Raw genomic sequence first — 17847 nt, 5'->3', positions numbered from 1 at the left:
CACTAATACTGTCAAGATGTTTTACAGATAATTGACAAGAGTGTCAAAAAAAGCCACCTGACACTATCAGATGACTAAATTGATTTAAAATCACAATCTACTTCATGGTCATTTACCAAACCTGCTGCCTGAAGAAAAGAATAAACACAAACAGGACCTACAAATTTAAAGCCACGTTTTTTTAAATCCTTAGAAAGATTTTCAGATAAAGGTGTGCTGACAGGAAAGGTCGCATAATTCTCAACATCATTTACAATTGGCGTGTTATCAACCCAGCTCCAAAGATACTTGTCAAAAGAGCCAAACTCTTTCTGAATCTTGATAAAAGCTTTAGCATTTGTACGTGTCGCAAAAATCTTACGACGATTTCGAACGATTTCAGGATTTTGAAGAAGCATTTCAAGTTCTTCATCAGTCATTTGCGCTACCTTTGCCACATCATAATCATAGAAGGCTTGGTTAAATGAGGCGCGTTTATTAAGAATGGTCTCCCACGAAAGACCAGCTTGATAAGTTTCAAGGCACAAAAGTTCAAACAATGCTTGATCATCATGCAATGGTTTTCCCCACTCCGTATCGTGGTAAGCAACATATAAAGGATTACTTTCCTTTACCCAACTACAACGTTTCATGTGAAACATCTCCTAAAATTCCTTGATTCTTAGCCTTTCATCAGCATCTTAAGGCTTGATTTGATGTATTGTTCTGCTGTTTCATTTGTGCCTTCAAAGAACTTACGAATTTTCTTAAGCTCTGCTGCTTTGTAGCCAAGTGCCAAAAGAGCTTCCATGGCTTCTTCAAGCTGCTCGTTTGCTGCCGCTTTAGTCTGAGAAGCTTTGCCATTTTCCACAGAAACATCGACGAATTTTCCTGCCAAATCCAATACCATTTGTTGGGCAGTTTTTTTCCCGATTTTCGGAAATTTCATCAAGTATTTGATGTCGCTTGTGTCGATGGCATTGACCAAACCTTCATTATCATCCACTGCGATAATAGCTAGCGCAGTTGTAGGACCAATCCCAGAAACTGAAATCAGATTAAGAAAAACAGCCTTTTCGTCTTCAGTATGAAAGCCAAACAAAAGTTGAGCATCTTCACGAATTACTTGATGAAGGTAGACTTGGATATCTTGATTCATCAAATCTGAAAAGCTGTAAGGATTAGCAACATTGACAATATAGCCTAATCCCCCTGCTTCAATGACAATGTATTTCGCAGTAATTTTAGTTAATTTTCCTTTGATATAATCGTACATTTAGTATTTTCCTAACTCTCTTAAACTTGTGTGATTTTCTTGAATACGACGGAACATTTTTTCCATGTCTGACTTGGTAAAATTAACAAGTACTGGACGTCCGTGTGGGCAGTTATAAGGGTTCTTACATTGAGATAATTGAACAATGAGTTGTCGGGCTGAATAGTCATCAAGGGTATGGTTAGCCTTGATTGATCGTTTACATGACATCATAATCGCTAACTCAGCACGGTATTTCTTGACAGAAACTTCATTGGTCAACAGCAACATGTCGCACATTTCATAAACAGCTGTCTCAATCTCCTCTTCCTTCATCCAAATAGGATGCTCGCGAAGGATAAAAGTGTTATTGCCGTATGGTTCTAAATTAATGCCAACTTGATTTAGAAGCTCCATTTTTTCTTGAATTTTGATGAAATCTGCCCCAGAAAACTCAAATAGATATGGCATTAGCAACTGTTGTAATGAATCATCAACTTCGCCAATTTTGTCACGATAATACTCATACTTGACACGTTCCTGCGCCGCATGCTGGTCAATGATATAAAGCCCACCATTGCCTTGCGCAAAAAGATAAGTGCCGTGCATTTGCCCAAAGTACTCTAACTCAGGGAAAGTAGAAACTTCCTCCTTATCAAGACTTTCAATCATGCGATTGATTTTCGTTTTATTTTTAAAATCAAGATCATCATGCTCATCATACGATTGACCTGCCGCTGAACGCTGTGCATACCTAACTGAAGATTGCTTGTCAACTTGCTTGACAGCTTTGTCAATCTCATTAAATAACTGCGCTGGCTCTTCTTCAACCGTATCTGATTTAACAAAGAAATCATGACGTTCTTTATCATAGTAAAGATCAGTTTGTTTCAACGGCAAGCTCGTTTGCTGAGGTTTTGAAAAACCTCGAGTACTTGACTTAGCTAGATTTTCAAGAGCATCTGGAATCAAATCTTGCTCACGCAAACTCTCTGCAATTGCAGAGCTGATTAAGCTCATCAACTCTTTTTCTTTTGAGATACGGACTTCTTGTTTAGTTGGGTGAACATTGACATCAGCAAGATAAGGGTCGATTTGAATGTCAATGACCGCAATTGGGAAACGACCAACCATCAATTTTGATCCATAACCATCCAAAATCGCACGGTTGAGCAAGAAGTTTTTGATGTAGCGACCATTGATTAAAATGGTGATGTAATTGCGATTTGCACGCGTCAATTCTGGTAAGCTAATATAACCTGAGACTTCAAAATCAAGGTCAGCATTTGAGATTTCAATCATTTTCTTAGCTGTATTTAAACCGTAAATACCAGCGATGGCTTGACGCAAATCACCTGTCCCAGAAGTCGTTGTCATTTGACGACCATCATTAATCAAAGTAAAGGCAATTTCTGGATGAGCTAGGCTCAAGCGATTAACCACATCAACGATATGAGCCAACTCTGATTGCAGGCTCTTCATATATTTGAGACGAGCAGGAGTGTTGTAAAAAAGATTTTCAACGGTAATTTTTGTCCCGACAGGTGTTGAAATTGGTTCTTGTCGCTCAATCTCGCCCCCCTTTGCCACTAAAAGCGTTCCATAGTGTTCATCAGCAGTCGCTGTTTTCACTGTAAAGTGGCTAATTGAGGCAATGGAAGGAATCGCCTCACCGCGGAATCCCAAAGTTCTGATACGAAAAAGGTCAGCTTGGCTTTTAATCTTACTTGTAGCATGGCGATGCAAACTTAAAGCCACATCCTCTTGAGAAATTCCCTCACCATTATCAGTGACTTGAATTTTCTTAAGACCTGATTCTTCAATCTCGATGGTAATCTGACTACTTCCAGCATCAATCGAATTTTCAACCAATTCTTTAACCACACTGGCCGGTCGTTCAATCACTTCACCTGCAGCAATCTGGTTGGCCAAAACCTCTGGCAACTCAATAATTTTACTCATAATTTATCTGATAGAATGCAGTTTTGAAGCGGCATTCCTTTTCCTTTCATTCAGGATTGTTTACCTTTAATTATAACACAAAGTAAAAAGGCAATCTGCTTTTAGATTGCCTCTTACTTTTATAACATGTTTTTCAATTCATAAATGACATTCATAGCTTGCATTGGTGTTAGATTCATCAAGTCCACTTTTTTAAGTGCTTCAATCACTTCTTGGTTACTTGAGTCATCTGCAAATAAGCTAAGCTGCTCTGCAACAGGTTCTGCCGCTTCTGTCTTCACTTGAGTTTTCTCTTCAGTTTCTGCTGTCAAATGAAGCTGCGCAGCACCTGATTCGAGATTGGTTAAAATACTATCTGCTCGTTGCAACAAATCTTCTGGCAAACCTGCAATTTTCGCCACATGAATACCATAAGATTTATCCGCAGGTCCTTCTGCAATTTTATGGAGGAAAGTGACGTCACCATTACGTTCTAGAGTTGCAACATGGACGTTTACAAGATGTGTCAATGTAGTTGACAGAGATGTCAACTCATGATAGTGAGTCGCAAACATGGTCTTAGCACCAATGTGATCGTGGATATACTCAATGATAGATTGTGCTAAAGCCATTCCATCGTAAGTCGCTGTCCCGCGTCCCAATTCATCAAAGAGAATCAGAGATTTTTCACTGGCACGTTTGATGGCTTGGTTGGCTTCCATCATTTCCACCATAAAGGTTGATTGACCTGAAATCAAATCATCCGCCGCACCGATACGTGTGAAAATCGCATCAAAAACGGGAAGACTGACACTCTCAGCAGCAACGTATGACCCCATCTGAGCCATGATAACCGTCAAAGCTAACTGACGCATATAAGTTGACTTACCACTCATATTTGGACCAGTAATCAGCTGAATATTAGTATTTCTGCCAAATGTGATGGTATTTGGGATATATTCTTGCGTACCCATGACTTTTTCAACAACCGCATGGCGACCTTTTTCAATCTTAATTTCATGGCTATCATTAAAGCTTGGACGAACATAATGGTTGTTTTCCGCAACCACTGCCAAACTTTGCAAAACATCGACCGTAGAAATAGCTTTTGCTAAATCTTGCAAACGTGAAATGTAGCGCTCAACTTGAGCACGAACACGCATGAAAATATCATACTCTAAGCTTGCTGATTGTTCACGTGCTTCTAACATTTCGCCTTCGATTTTAGCTAATTCTGCCGTACCAAAACGCTCTGAATTCTTCAAAGTTGCTTTACGGAAGAAGTAATCTGGCACCAAAGAAAGGTTAGAATTTGTTACATGGAAATAGTAACCATCTTTTTTATTGTAATCAATTTTTAGGTTTGTAATACCACTTGCTGCACGTTCTTTGGCTTCAATCTCAGCAATCCAGCTTGTCCCTTCGCGCATGACTTTACGGTATTTGTCCAAAGTCTCATCAAAACCAGTTTTGATAATACTTCCTTCTGTAATCACTGCCTGAGCATCTGGGTCAATAGCAGAGCTAATCAGTGACTCTAGCTCTGGTAAAGTGTCAATGCTGTTGACAAGCTTGTCAAGGTAAGGACTATCAAAAGATTCCAAGATAGCTTTAATAGTTGGCACTTGTCCCAAAGTGTGACCAAGTTGAAGCAAATCTTTTGGATTGGCTTTTCCAAATGACACACGACTAGCCAAACGCTCAATATCATAAACGCCTTTTAGACTGTCCGTCAAATCACTACGTTCAAAGAAGTTGTCTAAGAAAACTTGGACAATATTTTGGCGTTCTTCAATTTGTTCTTGATTAACCAATGGACGATCAATCCAGTTACGCAACAAACGCATCCCCATAGCCGTCTTAGTTTCATCAAGCAACCAGTAAAGACTACCATGCTTCTTGCTTGTGCGGGCATTTTCTAGCAAATCAAGACTTGATTTTGTCGTATAAGACATTTGAAGATAGTCTTTGATTTCATAGTGAACCAGCTTTTGCAGGTGACTGAGTTCACGTTTTTGTGTCGTATGAACGTATTGAAGTAATTTTTCAGCAGCAGAAATCTCTAACGCTGTTAAATTTGGGTCAATCAAATGCACATCTTCATAGCGCTCTTGCTCAAACGATAATAAGAGATTGAGTTGTTTAACCAAGCTGTGTTGCTCATCTTCAGAAAGGTCGTAACCAACCACGATTTCACGAGCCTTGAGGTTTAAAATCTCACTTTTTAGGCTTGTAAAATCAGACAAACTTGTCGCGTAAAACTCACCCGTTGACACATCCATGTATGCCAAACCAAAAGTTTTACCATCTGAATCGATGGCTACCAAGAAATTATTAGCATTATCTGGCTTAGAAGAATCAACCGCTGTCCCTGGTGTAATCACCTGAACGACTTCACGCTTAACCACACCCACTGCCTGCTTCGGATCTTCCATCTGCTCAGCAATGGCAACCTTATACCCCATCTCAACTAAGACATCAATGTATTGTTGGGCTGAATGATAAGGAACACCAGCCATCGGAATAGGATTGTCAGCATTTTTATTACGACTAGTTAAACTAATCTCTAAAATCTGTGCCGCCTTAACAGCATCCTCATAAAATAGTTCGTAAAAGTCTCCCATGCGGAAAAGTAAAAAAGCATCTGGATAGTCTTTTTTGACATCCAAATACTGTTGCATGCCTGGAGAAATTTTATCTTTTGCCATTACTTAACTCCTCGTTAATTTTCGTTTCCAAGCTATTTGTAATATATTGAACTAGGTCACTGGCATCCTGCATTTTTGCACGATAATCTTTGACAATTGGAAGGTCTGATAGTTCTTCTTGCAACTGGTCAGCTTGCTCACCAGCTTTTTTCTCAGCGTGCGCTTTATCAATCTTGTGAAAAAGCACGGCTTCCTGCTGGTAAGCCTTCATGTCTTTGACCAATTCTTCTAGTTCTGGAAAGTCCTTTATTTTTTCTTCAGCCTTTTGAAATTCGATGACGCTATCATGCTTTTTTATGACTTCTAGCAATCGTTCTACGGCTTCTTCATAGTTGCTCATAAGCCTGTTGACAAGTCACTTTCAAAGGATTTTGCTGTTTCTTCATCTTTACAAATGACCAACAAAGTATCAGCGCCAGCCACAGTTCCTAAAATTTCAGCGATATCGCTGCTGTCAATCAAGTTGGCTAAAACATCAGCTTCCCCAAGATTAGTATGAAGCACAAGCATGAAACCAGCACGAGCCACTTTCAAAATATATGAGCGAATGTTAGCTCCAAAAGTTGTCTCTGACGTTTCAGACAAACTGTAATAAAGTTTTCCAGAAGCATCACGCAATTTTAAGAGCCCAATCTCACGAAGGTCACGTGACAAGGTCGCTTGAGTGACGTTAATGCCTTCTTCCTGCAAATGTCGCTTGATTTCCTCTTGTGTGCCGATATGGCCTGATTGAATCAAACGTTTGATTCGATTTTGACGTTCTATTTTATTCATTTAACTTTCCCTTTGTGTATATTTATCCTTAAAATTATACCAAAAAAATGGAATTTTTTCACCTTTCCTTGGGCTATCTTCCTTATAAAGTCTTAATTTTTACTCCTTCAAACGTTTTCTTGTCACTTGCCTCGTTTATTTCTTATTTTTATGTTAAAATAATATGACTAACTAATTTAGGAGAAAATCATGGATACTAAACGTACAATTGCAGAACGCATTCACACTATTGTTCCAGAATTAGACCAAGAACAAATTGTTAATCTGCTTGAAGTGCCAAAAAATTCTGATATGGGGGACCTTGCCTTTCCAGCATTCTCATTGGCTCGAATCCTTCGTAAAGCACCACAAATGATTGCAGCAGATATTGCTGAAAAAATGGACACAGCTGGTTTTGAAAAAATCGAAGCTGTTGGACCATACATCAACTTCTTCCTTGACAAAAAAAGCATTTCTGCTGATGTCCTAGGACAAGTTATCGCAAACGGAAGCGACTACGCTAGCCAGGATGAAGGACACGGCCGCAATATTGCTATCGATATGTCTAGTCCAAACATCGCTAAACCATTCTCAATTGGACACCTTCGTTCAACTGTTATCGGTGATAGCTTGGCTAACATTTTTGAAAAACTCGGTTATAAAGCTGTTAAAATCAATCACCTTGGTGACTGGGGTAAACAGTTCGGTATGTTGATTGTTGCCTACAAAAAATGGGGTGACGAAGAAGCTGTTAAAGCTCATCCAATCGACGAACTCTTGAAACTTTACGTTCGTATCAACGCTGAAGCTGAAACTAAACCAGAACTTGATGAAGAAGCTCGTGAATGGTTCCGTAAATTGGAAGCAGGCGACGAAGAAGCTATCTCACTATGGCAATGGTTCCGTGACGAAAGTCTTGTAGAATTCAACCGCCTTTACAATGAACTTGGTGTTTCATTTGATAGCTTTAACGGTGAAGCTTTCTACAACGATAAAATGGATGAAGTTGTCGATATCTTGACTGAAAAAGGTCTTCTTGAAGAATCTCAAGGTGCTCAAGTTGTTAACCTTGAAAAATACGGTATCGAACACCCAGCATTGATTAAAAAATCTGATGGTGCAACACTTTACATCACACGTGACTTGGCTGCCGCTCTTTACCGCAAACGTACTTATGACTTTGCCAAAGCTATCTACGTTGTTGGTAACGAACAATCAGCTCACTTCAAACAATTGAAAGCCGTTCTTAACGAAATGGACTTTGAATGGAATGAAGACATCACTCACGTACCATTTGGTCTTGTTACTAAAGAAGGTAAAAAACTTTCAACTCGTAAAGGTAACGTTATCCTTCTTGAACCAACAATCGCTGAAGCTGTTAAACGCGCTGAAGATCAAATCAACGCTAAAAACCCTAACCTTGCTGATAAAGAAGCTGTTGCTCATGCTGTCGGTGTCGGCGCTATCAAATTCTACGATTTGAAAACAGACCGCTTGAACGGTTACGACTTCGACCTTGACGCTATGGTATCATTTGAAGGTGAAACTGGACCTTACGTGCAATACGCTCACGCTCGTATCCAATCAATCCTTCGTAAAGCTGAGTTTACACCATCTGTAAACGACGTTTACAGCCTTGATGATGCTGAAAGCTGGGAAATTATCAAACTTATCCAAGACTTCCCACGCATTATCAAACGTGCAGCTGACAATTTTGAGCCATCAATCATTGCAAAATTCGCTATCAGCCTTGCACAAAGCTTCAACAAATACTACGCGCACACACGTATCCTTGACGAAAGCCCAGAACGTGACAGCCGTCTAGCCCTCAGCTACGCAACTGCTACAGTTCTTAAAGAAGCACTTCGTCTTCTTGGCGTCGAAGCACCAAACGAAATGTAATCATTTCTAACAATATATAAAACCAAAGAGAGCTGGAATCTGTCCACTCTCTTTTTTCTTGACCTTTTTGAGCTAAAATAATAAACTATTGCCATAATCATAAAGGAGATTTTTATTATGACAAGGGAAAATCATCTCATGGAATTGCTCAGTAAAGCTTATGCTAGCTTACCTGATAGCGAACCTCTAAAAGCAGACATCTTTGCACTTGCTAAAGATTTGGAAAAAAACGAACACGATCAACTAGCACGTACCAAATTGGCTCATGCCATTTCTACGTATTTGCTAACGCATAAACTCAAGACATCACCTGAAATTACAGCACTCTACAAAGAAATTGCCGACAGCCCTGAAAAATATAAAGGTCATGCCGCTACTGCTATTATGCTAGGCAGCCTCTTTCATCCATAGAAAAAGCTAAACTTCATTAGAAGTTTATTTTTTTTGCCATAAATCATAAGGTGGTAATTATTATCGATGTGCCATTTTTTTATAATAATAGTATCTTTTAAAGGGTGAGAATTGACAATTCAAATCCTAATTTTTTAATACTTCTCCTCTAAAGCCCCCACTTCTTATCTATCGAGAAATACGACAAAATCCCTTAATTGACAATATTTTATAGCGTTTTTTGTGATACTTTTTTATATTAAAAGTATCAGATAATTAGTCTTTTTTTAAATTGTCAGAATTATACTCTTTTTTTAAATAATAACTATTGACAGCTATGTTCATTAAGAATATAATACAACTGTCACAACCAAATCTAATATAATGAAAGGTTAATAAGTTTTATGAAAAAAAACGCTAAGAACCTCAAAAGAGTTTCACTAGCCTCTGCAGCTATTTTAACTGCTTTTGCCCTACCGACAGTAGTTTGCCCCAACCAATCTACAACAGTTCACGCTGATGAAGTAACTGGCTCACAAGAATCTGCAACTGGACAAGATAGTCTGGATTCAATGAAAAACCAAGTAGAACAAGATAAACAAGAAGTCGATAAAGCGCAACAAGATGTTCAGAATCAACAACAAGTAGTAGACCAAACCCAAACCGAATATAATCAAGTTTCTACTGATTACTACCAAAAGTCAGACAAATATACAAATACAAGCAAGCAGATAAAGCCTTCGTTAGAAGAACAAACCAATCGATACCAAGAAGAATATAATCAAGCTCTTGATGAAGCAAATCAAGCTCAACAAAATTATGATAACGCTAAACAAGAGGTGTACAAGAAAAAAGCGGAAGTAGATGAATATACTAAACATTATCAAGATAGTATTCAAGCGAATGAGGAAATTAAAGAGGCTCTTAAACCAGAACTAGAAGATGTAAATAAAGCTCAAGCTGAATATGATAAAGTTTCACAAAAATCTCGCAAAGTTGAAGCTGCATATGATAAATATGGAGAAGATAGACCTAAATCTATAGCTGAGTTGGAAGCTGATTATAATCAAGCTAAGAAAAATCAGGACGAAAAAGCACATCAAGCATTTAATAAAGAAAAAGAAGTCAAAGAACTAGAAAAAGTTCGTGATGAACAAGCTAAAAAAACAGCGGAAGAATATTACAAACTTAGTCAAACTAAAAATCCTCGTGTAGAGCTTCCAGAAGAATATGATGTTCGTAATAATAAAGAACATACTGGAGTTATTAATTTTAACTCTACTCTAAATGGACGAACTCCTCATTATGATAAAAATGTAAATGCTTCAGAAGAAGACTTTAATAATATTGTAGACATTCAAAATCCTACAGATGAACAAATTAAAGAAATTAATGAATTTATTGGACAAATTGTTAATGATGTTCGTTCTCAACTAGGAAATTCTCGTGTAGATGTTAATACTGCTGAAATTAAAGAAGCTGAACTTATTGCTAAAGACAATGAAGCTCATAATTCTACTAATGCAGTTTATCTAAATTCTACTAATCACCCTACTGTTGGATATGATGTTGAATATAATGGAGTCTCTTACGGTGTTGGTGTAAGTAATGCCTTCCAAGTCCCTACTAGCTTGAAGAAAAAAACTGCTTCTATGGCGGAAATTAAAGAAGATTTGTTTAACACTCTTATGGAAATCTTCTTCTCTCCTAACGCTTATGGTTACCTTCGTCACGCTGAAACTCTTGCCTATAATGGTTATAATTTAGGTGCTTATTACGCCTTCTTTGAAAATGGCGGAAATCCTATCTCTCAACTTAATATTGTCTTTGGTTGGAGTGATGATAATCCTCTAGATTCTGCTGACGATAATGTTCAATATATGGATAATTATCGTAAAGTTGCTTCTGCTCGTGACGAAGATACAGCTAAAGCTGTTCAAAAAGCTTACGATGATGATGTTAATGCTTCTTCAGCAGTTTTCCGTGCTAAATCTGACCTTGCTATTCTTAATAAAGAATGTGAAGAGTTGAATAAAAAATTTAGTGAAGCAGAAGAAGCCTATCAAAGTTTTGGACCTGTAGCTGATGTTGAGGAAGCTCATAGTTTAGAGATTTTTTATCTTTCTGTCTTAAATCGTGCTTATGAGAGACTTGATTATAAAATCCAAGAATTAACTAAGAATCAAAGTTCTCAAGATTATACAGAAATAAAAGAGAAAAGAGATACAGCTATTCAAGAATACCAAAAAGCTATTGAAAATGCGACAAAATGTCTTGATAAGCTAGCAACCGCTCATTCTAGAGTCAAATACAATGAAGAATTGCTTAACAATAGCAAAGAATCTTTGGCTTATACTGAATCAGTAGAACAAGAATATCATATTGCTCTTATTAATTATAATAATGCTAATAAAAAGCTTGAGTCTGAAAAAAAGAAATTGGAACAATATCAACAAGCTTACCAAACAGCTTTAAATAAATATAATACAGATAAAAATTTGTATGATACATTAGTTAAAGCGCAAGAAGAAAATCAAAAACATAATACACCAAGCGAAGACGTTCCAACTGTTGACCCTACTAAAGGTTCAGACACTCCAAGTGAAGACGTTCCAGCTGTTGACCCTACTAAAGGTCAAGATACTCCTAGTAAAGATGTCCCAGAAGTAGACCCAACCAAAGGTTCTGAAACTCCTAGTGAAGACGTTCCAACTGTTGACCCAACCAAAGGGCAAGATACTCCAGCTCCTAGCCAAGGGCAAGACACTCCAGCTCCTAGCCAAGGGCAAGACACTCCAGCGCCTAGCCAAGGGCAAGACACTCCAGCTCCTAGCCAAGGGCAAGATACTCCAGCGCCTAGTCAAGGGCAAGATACTCCAGCGCCTAGTCAAGGGCAAGATACTCCAGCTCCTAGCCGAGGTCAAACCCAACCAGTATTAAACAAAATTGTAGATACTCCAGCTTTTGAAGTCAAAGCAACTGACTGTTTTGATTCAACAAAAGTCACTCCAGACCAAATTCGAGGTTACCTTGAAGACCCCGGCTTTATTAAACAAAATCCTTATGAAGATTATACTGCACCTGAAGGATATGAAGAAGACCCTACTGTAAAAGGTGGATATGTTAATATTGATGACGGAACTTATCTCCCAGCCAGTATTGCAATTCGTTTCTATCGCCCAATTACAACTCCAGCACCAACAACCCCAGACACCCCTAACCGTGGTACTGACACCCCTAACCGTGGTACTGACACTCCTAGCCGTGGTGCTGACATCCCTAACAGTCAAACAGAGGGCACTTCTCGAAACGTTAATACCACTCCAGTAGTTGCTGAGGGTCAAATTAAAACTATCAAGAAAACTGTTAAACCTATTGAAAAAACATCATCTATTTCTTATGGTAATTCAAGTTATGTCGCTCCAACTTCTATCAAAAAAGATAGCTTAGCTACTCAATCACTTGATAATAAGCAAAATGATGATAAATCTAGTCTACCATCAACTGGTGAAACTAATACTTTATCAACTCTTTTAAGCTTATCAGGTATTACCTTATTGCTATCATTATTTGGTATCAAAGCTTACCGTAAAAATTAAATAATATCTAATTACAATACATCAACAAATAACATATTTCTACTAAATTCAAAAAGACCGTTTTAACGGTCTTTTTTTATGCTTTCTTCTGGTCATTTAACCAATCAAAGATATTGTGATAGGTTTTCCCTGAGACTTTAGCTGTGCTTGTGCCGCCTTTTCCTTTATTGCTTGGAGAAAAGCCTGAAAAATCTTTCGCACTTTTGATAGCAGAGACATCCTGCACCCCTGACACTTGGTCTTTAAAGAAATAAATCCAAGATAAATGCCCAAGGTAAGAGACACCTTGCATGTCTGTTCCCTCGACACTTTCAAAGTATGAAAACCACTTGTTCTCAGCTCCACTATCTAGCAAATTCTTATAAATAGGCAATGAATAATCCTTTGGATTGACAATCGTGTCATTGGTTGCGTGAATAAACCACATCGGTATCTTTTTTAGCGCTAGCATTTTTTCCTCATCAAAATAAGGGACATCTTTACGAATGAAGCTAGTAGAAGACGGTGAAATAGTGTATGAACCGTCAGCATTTCGCTCATATTCATAATAAGAATAGGCTGCCGCTTGAGGGACTAGAGCCGCAAAGTAACCAGGATTTGAAATGGCAAGATTAATCGTCATGTAGCCGCCATTTGAACAACCTGCTAGGTAAATACGCTTGGTATCTACAGCTGGCGTGCTCGCAACATAATTTTTGATGGTATCCATCAGAATCTCTGTGTAACGCGAATCACCAGCGCCAGCACCATTGGTCCCATCGCCCTCATCCATCCAATATGTTGGCGATTGAACCGCTAAAACATAAACTCCTTTTTGATCATTTGTTGAAAAATGTGATTGAATCTCAGGTCTTGCAAGAGCTACTACTTCATTTCCAAGAAGGGTAATGTCCGTGTCTACCCCGCCTTCACCTTGACCATGAAGCCAGATAAGTAAAGGAAAACTCTCTCCCGATTTTAAGGGTTTAGGTTCGTAAGCCACATAGTGAAGGGTGAGTTTTTCATTTTCCTTCGTCAATGGATTGATGTAAGTGCCAGAATAAAAGCCACGCTTATTAAAGACATCAGTATCAGGTGATAAACGGTTATGAATAATATCATAAGTTCCAGATAGTTCAGCCACTTCACCGTCACAAATTACCTCTAATCCATTTATAGTAACTGGATAATCTTCCACCCAAGTGTTGTGCAAGGTTTCTAGATTGTAATAAAATGGACAAGCTACAGCAGCATTTTTTTGACTATCAAAAGTCACTGGCATTTGGATAACTAGATACTCACTGGCACTGCTGACTTCTTGTCCCTTATCATCTGACAAGTACACTCTACTAATCTGACGTTCTTTACCTGCAGTCCTGACTAGGAGCTTATCAGCAACAACTCCTGACACTTTATGCGTTAACTGTACCAAAAGTTTTGGAACACCTGGTCCACATTCATAACCTTTAATAATCATGGAAACTTTGGCAATTGTGACATTAATTCTTTTTGCCATCTCAAATCACTCCTATACATTGTAATCGTTTTCCTTTAGTTTATGAATTTTCCGCACTTATGTCAATCAAAAAAAAGACGGGTGAAATCACCTCGTCTTTTTGACTATTTATCGTAGTTCTTTCGTCTGATTTTAAAGTCAGAAGAAACAACTTCGTCAACATCTATAATGGAAATAAAAGCATCTGGGTCCAAATCAGCCATGATAGCTTTGACATCACGAACTTCACCTGGATTCAAAACAACGTACAAGATATTTTTTTCATTTCCTGAGTAAGCCCCTTGTCCATTTAGGTAAGTGACACCACGGTTAATACCATTCAAAATAGCATCCGCAGCTTCTTGCGATTTTTGGGTAATGATAATCATACCGCGTACTGTATAACCACCATTTTGCACAATTGTTAGCACTTGGCTGTACACAAAACTTGCTACCAAAGTGTAAAGCATGTGTTGTAAATCAATGTAAACAAGTGACGCTGTCAATACAAGAGCATCCACAAATAGAAGCGTTTGACCTAATTTAAAGCCAAATTTTTCTTCAATCACGCGTCCAATGATATCTGTACCACCTGTCGTTGCACCGTATCGGAAAACCAATCCACTACCTGCACCTGCAAATAAACCAGCAACAACAGCAACCAACATCATGTCATTTTGTAACACAATTTTCACTGGTACTTGTTGCCAAAACCAGATAAAGAAGGAAAGTAAAACTGTCCCATAAATGGTCAAAGCTAATGATTTTCGCCCCAAAACTCGAGCTCCCATGATAAACAAAGGAATATTTAAAATGAGAGAAGTATAAGCTGGGTCAATTTTATAAAGCGCATGGATAATCAAGGTTACCCCTGCAACGCCACCTTCAGCAAGAGCGTTTGCCATATTAAATTTAACAAAACCAAAGGTATACATTGCTACACCAAGAGCAATCAACAATAGGCTTCGTACTTGTCTAAGCTTTTGAGCCATATTACACTCCTCCTAAAACTAATTATAGGAAATTAATCAAAAGGTTAGTCATCAACAAAACGTCCAATAATATGAACATTTTCAGCAACCGAAACAAAGGCCTTAGGATCTGTTTTCCTCATTAAATATCTGAAATCATTGTACTCTTCACGAGTAATAATAGCTAGCAGAACTGCTTTCTTTTCATGATTGTAAGTTCCCTCAGCATTATTTATCTGTGTCACTCCACGATGAAGTTTAGTGTGAATCATAGCGATAACTTTTTCTGGGCAGCTGGTTACAATCATTGCCTGCATTTTCTTTTGTTTTGTGAAAATCGCATTCGTCACACGACTTGAGACGAAAATAGTCACCATTGAGTAAAGGGCATACTGCCAACCAAATAGGATGCCCGCAAAAATCATGATGACGCCATTTACCATAAGGGAAATACTTCCGATATCACGTCCCGTTTTTTTACGAATGGTCAAGCTGACAATGTCAGTACCACCACTAGAAATACGTGATTTCAAACTAAATCCAACCCCAGTACCCATAACCAAACCACCAAAAATAGCATTGACAAGTGGATCAGTTGTTAGCGTAATCTCTGGAACAATTTGGATGAAGAATGAACTCATAGAAACTGTAATCAGAGTAAAAACGGTAAATTTATGACCAATTTTATACCAAGCCAAGATTAATAGCGGCAAATTAATGGCATAAAAAACGATAGAAATCGGTAATCTAAAACCAATCAAACGCTCGCTAATCGCTGACAAAACCTGTGCCAAACCAGTTGCGCCACTTGAATAGACATGTCCTGGTTGGAAGAAGAAGTTTACCGCGATAGCTGAAAGCAAACCATAAAAAAGAGAAGCGGAAATTTTTTCCGCGTACTTCTCTCTTGAAATGCTTTGCATCGTTTTTAAAAGGCCATATTTCTTAGCCCAACGGCTAACGATATACTTTGTTTTCTTTTTTAAAGATGCTTTTTTAATCATTAGTTATTAGTTTTAGTTGCTAAAGCCAATTCTTCTAATTGTTTGTCTGAAACAAGGCTAGGTGCTTGTGTCATTGGGTCAGTTGCTTTGTTATTTTTAGGGAAGGCAATAACTTCACGAATGTTGTCTTCACCAGCAAGAAGCATAACGAAACGGTCAAGACCGATAGCAAGTCCACCGTGTGGTGGGAATCCGTAATTCATAGCTTCTAGCAAGAAACCAAATTGGTCAGCTGCTTCTTCAGCTGTAAAGCCAAGAGCTTTGAACATACGTTCTTGCAATTCACGTTGGTTGATACGTAGGCTACCACCACCGAGTTCATAACCGTTAAGAACGATATCGTATGCAACGGCACGAACTTTAGCAAGGTCACCTTCTAATTCGTGAGCTGATTCTTCAGTCGGCAATGTGAATGGGTGGTGAGCAGACATGTAACGTCCTTCTTCTTCAGACCACTCAAACATTGGCCAATCAACAACCCAAAGGAAGTTGAATTTAGAGTTGTCAACCATATCAAGTTCTTTAGCGATACGTGTACGAAGTGCACCAAGTGTGTTGTTAGCTACTTCAAGTGTATCAGCAACGAAAAGTACCAAATCATTGTCTTCAAGTTGTAAACTTGCTGTCAACTTATCTTCAATACTTGTCAAGAATTTGGCAACAGGTCCGTTAAGAGAACCATCAGTAAATTTAACCCAAGCAAGACCTTTGGCACCAAATTGTTTTGCGAATTCTGTTAATTTATCAATGCTTTTACGTGAGTATTTATCCGCATTTCCTTTAACAACGATTGCTTTTACGACTGGAGCTTGTGAGAAGACTTTGAAGTCAACATCCTTGACAAGGTCTGTCAAGTCTTGTAAAAGCATTTCAAAACGTGTATCAGGTTTATCTGAACCGTAGTTGTTCATTGCATCGTCATAAGACATACGTGGGAATGGCAATGTAACGTCGATTCCTTTAGTGTCTTTCATGACTTTAGCAATCATTCCTTCAGTGATATCTTGGATATCTTTGTCTGACAAGAATGAAGTTTCCATATCGACCTGTGTAAATTCAGGTTGACGGTCACCACGCAAGTCTTCGTCACGGAAACATTTAACAATTTGATAGTAGCGGTCAAAACCAGCGTTCATCAACAATTGTTTTGTAATTTGTGGACTTTGTGGCAAAGCATAGAAATGACCTTGGTTCACACGACTTGGTACCAAGTAGTCACGCGCACCTTCTGGAGTTGATTTTGTCAACATTGGTGTTTCAACATCGATAAACTCTAAACCATCCAAGTAGTTACGGATTGAGTGAGTTACTTTGGCACGCAATTTGAAGTTGTTAAGCATTTTTGGACGACGAAGATCCAAGTAACGGTAACGAAGACGGTTATCATCGCTAACTTCCACATCATCTTTGATTTCAAATGGTGTTGTTTTAGCGGTGTTCAAAACTGTCAATGCTGATACTTTCAATTCAACAGCACCAGTTGGCAAGTTAGTGTTTTCTTGTTCACGTTGTGCAACGACACCAGTTACTTCGATAACGAATTCGTTACGAAGGCTTTCTGCAGTTGCCATAACATCACTTGAAACTTTCTCTGGGTTGATGACTAATTGCATGATACCTTCGCGGTCACGAAGATCGATGAAAATAAGTCCACCGAGGTCACGACGACGTCCGACCCAACCTTTTAGAGTAATTTCTTGGCCAATATGTTCGCTGCGAACACGACCAGCATACATTGTACGTTTCATTTGATATGATTCTCCGTTTTAAATTTATTCATTCCCATCTATTATAGCAAAAAGCAAAGAAAAACCCCACCCATGTGGGGGAGTTTTTCAAATTCTTTTCTCATTAAGCCTTTTCATTAACAA

Annotated in this window: 13 protein-coding genes; 3 read left to right on the top strand and 10 right to left on the bottom strand. The window is 38.4% G+C overall.

The genetic code is table 11. The features are described 5' to 3' along the window. Window positions 1–74: 74 nt before the first annotated feature. The 6 genes from E0E02_RS02855 to argR all read right to left on the bottom strand — a co-directional run bounded on the left by E0E02_RS02855 (window position 75) and on the right by argR (window position 6657). Entirely contained in the window at window positions 75–632 is a 558-nt protein-coding gene (locus E0E02_RS02855) for a DNA-3-methyladenine glycosylase I (protein ID WP_165937131.1), read from the bottom strand. A gap of 29 nt (window positions 633–661) precedes the next feature. After that, window positions 662–1255: a Holliday junction branch migration protein RuvA gene (gene ruvA / locus E0E02_RS02850; protein WP_074561016.1), complete on the bottom strand. Its 594-nt coding sequence runs from the start codon at window positions 1253–1255 to the stop codon at window positions 662–664. Further along, window positions 1256–3196 carry a DNA mismatch repair endonuclease MutL gene (mutL, locus tag E0E02_RS02845; protein ID WP_133017793.1) on the bottom strand — a complete coding sequence of 647 codons (1941 nt, stop codon included), beginning with the start codon at window positions 3194–3196 and terminating at the stop codon, window positions 1256–1258. Between the two features lie 119 nt (window positions 3197–3315). Continuing rightward, window positions 3316–5883: a DNA mismatch repair protein MutS gene (gene mutS, locus E0E02_RS02840; protein ID WP_133017792.1), complete on the bottom strand. Its 2568-nt coding sequence runs from the start codon at window positions 5881–5883 to the stop codon at window positions 3316–3318. Continuing rightward, window positions 5870–6223, bottom strand: a complete 354-nt coding sequence (locus E0E02_RS02835; RefSeq protein WP_039696136.1) for a YlbF family regulator — start codon at window positions 6221–6223, stop codon at window positions 5870–5872. Before E0E02_RS02835 ends, mutS begins: the two co-directional genes overlap by 14 nt. Beyond that, window positions 6220–6657 (bottom strand): arginine repressor, encoded by a 438-nt coding sequence (gene argR / locus E0E02_RS02830; RefSeq protein WP_133017791.1) that lies wholly within the window; start codon window positions 6655–6657, stop codon window positions 6220–6222. The genes E0E02_RS02835 and argR overlap by 4 nt, the downstream gene beginning before the upstream one ends. A 189-nt stretch (window positions 6658–6846) precedes the next feature. Between argR and argS the strand changes: the two genes are divergently transcribed. The 3 genes from argS to E0E02_RS02815 all read left to right on the top strand — a co-directional run bounded on the left by argS (window position 6847) and on the right by E0E02_RS02815 (window position 12527). Further along, window positions 6847–8538: an arginine--tRNA ligase gene (argS, locus tag E0E02_RS02825; RefSeq protein ID WP_133017790.1), complete on the top strand. Its 1692-nt coding sequence runs from the start codon at window positions 6847–6849 to the stop codon at window positions 8536–8538. Between the two features lie 117 nt (window positions 8539–8655). Then, on the top strand, window positions 8656–8949 hold the full coding sequence (locus tag E0E02_RS02820) for a bacteriocin immunity protein (protein ID WP_133017789.1): 294 nt from the start codon (window positions 8656–8658) through the stop codon (window positions 8947–8949). Between the two features lie 383 nt (window positions 8950–9332). Further along, a complete protein-coding gene (locus E0E02_RS02815; protein WP_133017788.1) occupies window positions 9333–12527 on the top strand; it encodes a hypothetical protein in 3195 nt (1064 codons plus the stop codon). Between the two features lie 76 nt (window positions 12528–12603). Here the strand turns inward: E0E02_RS02815 and E0E02_RS02810 are convergent, their stop codons facing one another. The 4 genes from E0E02_RS02810 to aspS all read right to left on the bottom strand — a co-directional run bounded on the left by E0E02_RS02810 (window position 12604) and on the right by aspS (window position 17724). Beyond that, window positions 12604–14022, bottom strand: coding sequence for a prolyl oligopeptidase family serine peptidase (locus tag E0E02_RS02810; RefSeq protein WP_133017787.1), 1419 nt, complete (start codon window positions 14020–14022; stop codon window positions 12604–12606). A gap of 104 nt (window positions 14023–14126) precedes the next feature. Then, window positions 14127–14993 (bottom strand): YitT family protein, encoded by an 867-nt coding sequence (locus E0E02_RS02805; protein WP_039696132.1) that lies wholly within the window; start codon window positions 14991–14993, stop codon window positions 14127–14129. Between the two features lie 44 nt (window positions 14994–15037). Beyond that, complete coding sequence (locus tag E0E02_RS02800; RefSeq protein WP_133017786.1) at window positions 15038–15976, bottom strand: YitT family protein; 939 nt, start codon at window positions 15974–15976, stop codon at window positions 15038–15040. Then, the gene (gene aspS, locus E0E02_RS02795) at window positions 15976–17724 is read right to left on the bottom strand and encodes an aspartate--tRNA ligase (protein ID WP_039696130.1); all 1749 of its coding nucleotides are present in this window, start codon (window positions 17722–17724) and stop codon (window positions 15976–15978) included. The genes E0E02_RS02800 and aspS overlap by 1 nt, the downstream gene beginning before the upstream one ends. Between the last annotated feature and the right edge of the window lie 123 nt (window positions 17725–17847).

It is taken from the genome of Streptococcus sp. KCJ4932 (assembly GCF_004352745.1).
Classification (GTDB): Bacteria; Bacillota; Bacilli; order Lactobacillales; family Streptococcaceae; genus Streptococcus; species Streptococcus ruminicola.
Note: the sequence above shows the minus strand (reverse complement) of the source record. Positions and strands in the feature narration are given on the sequence as shown.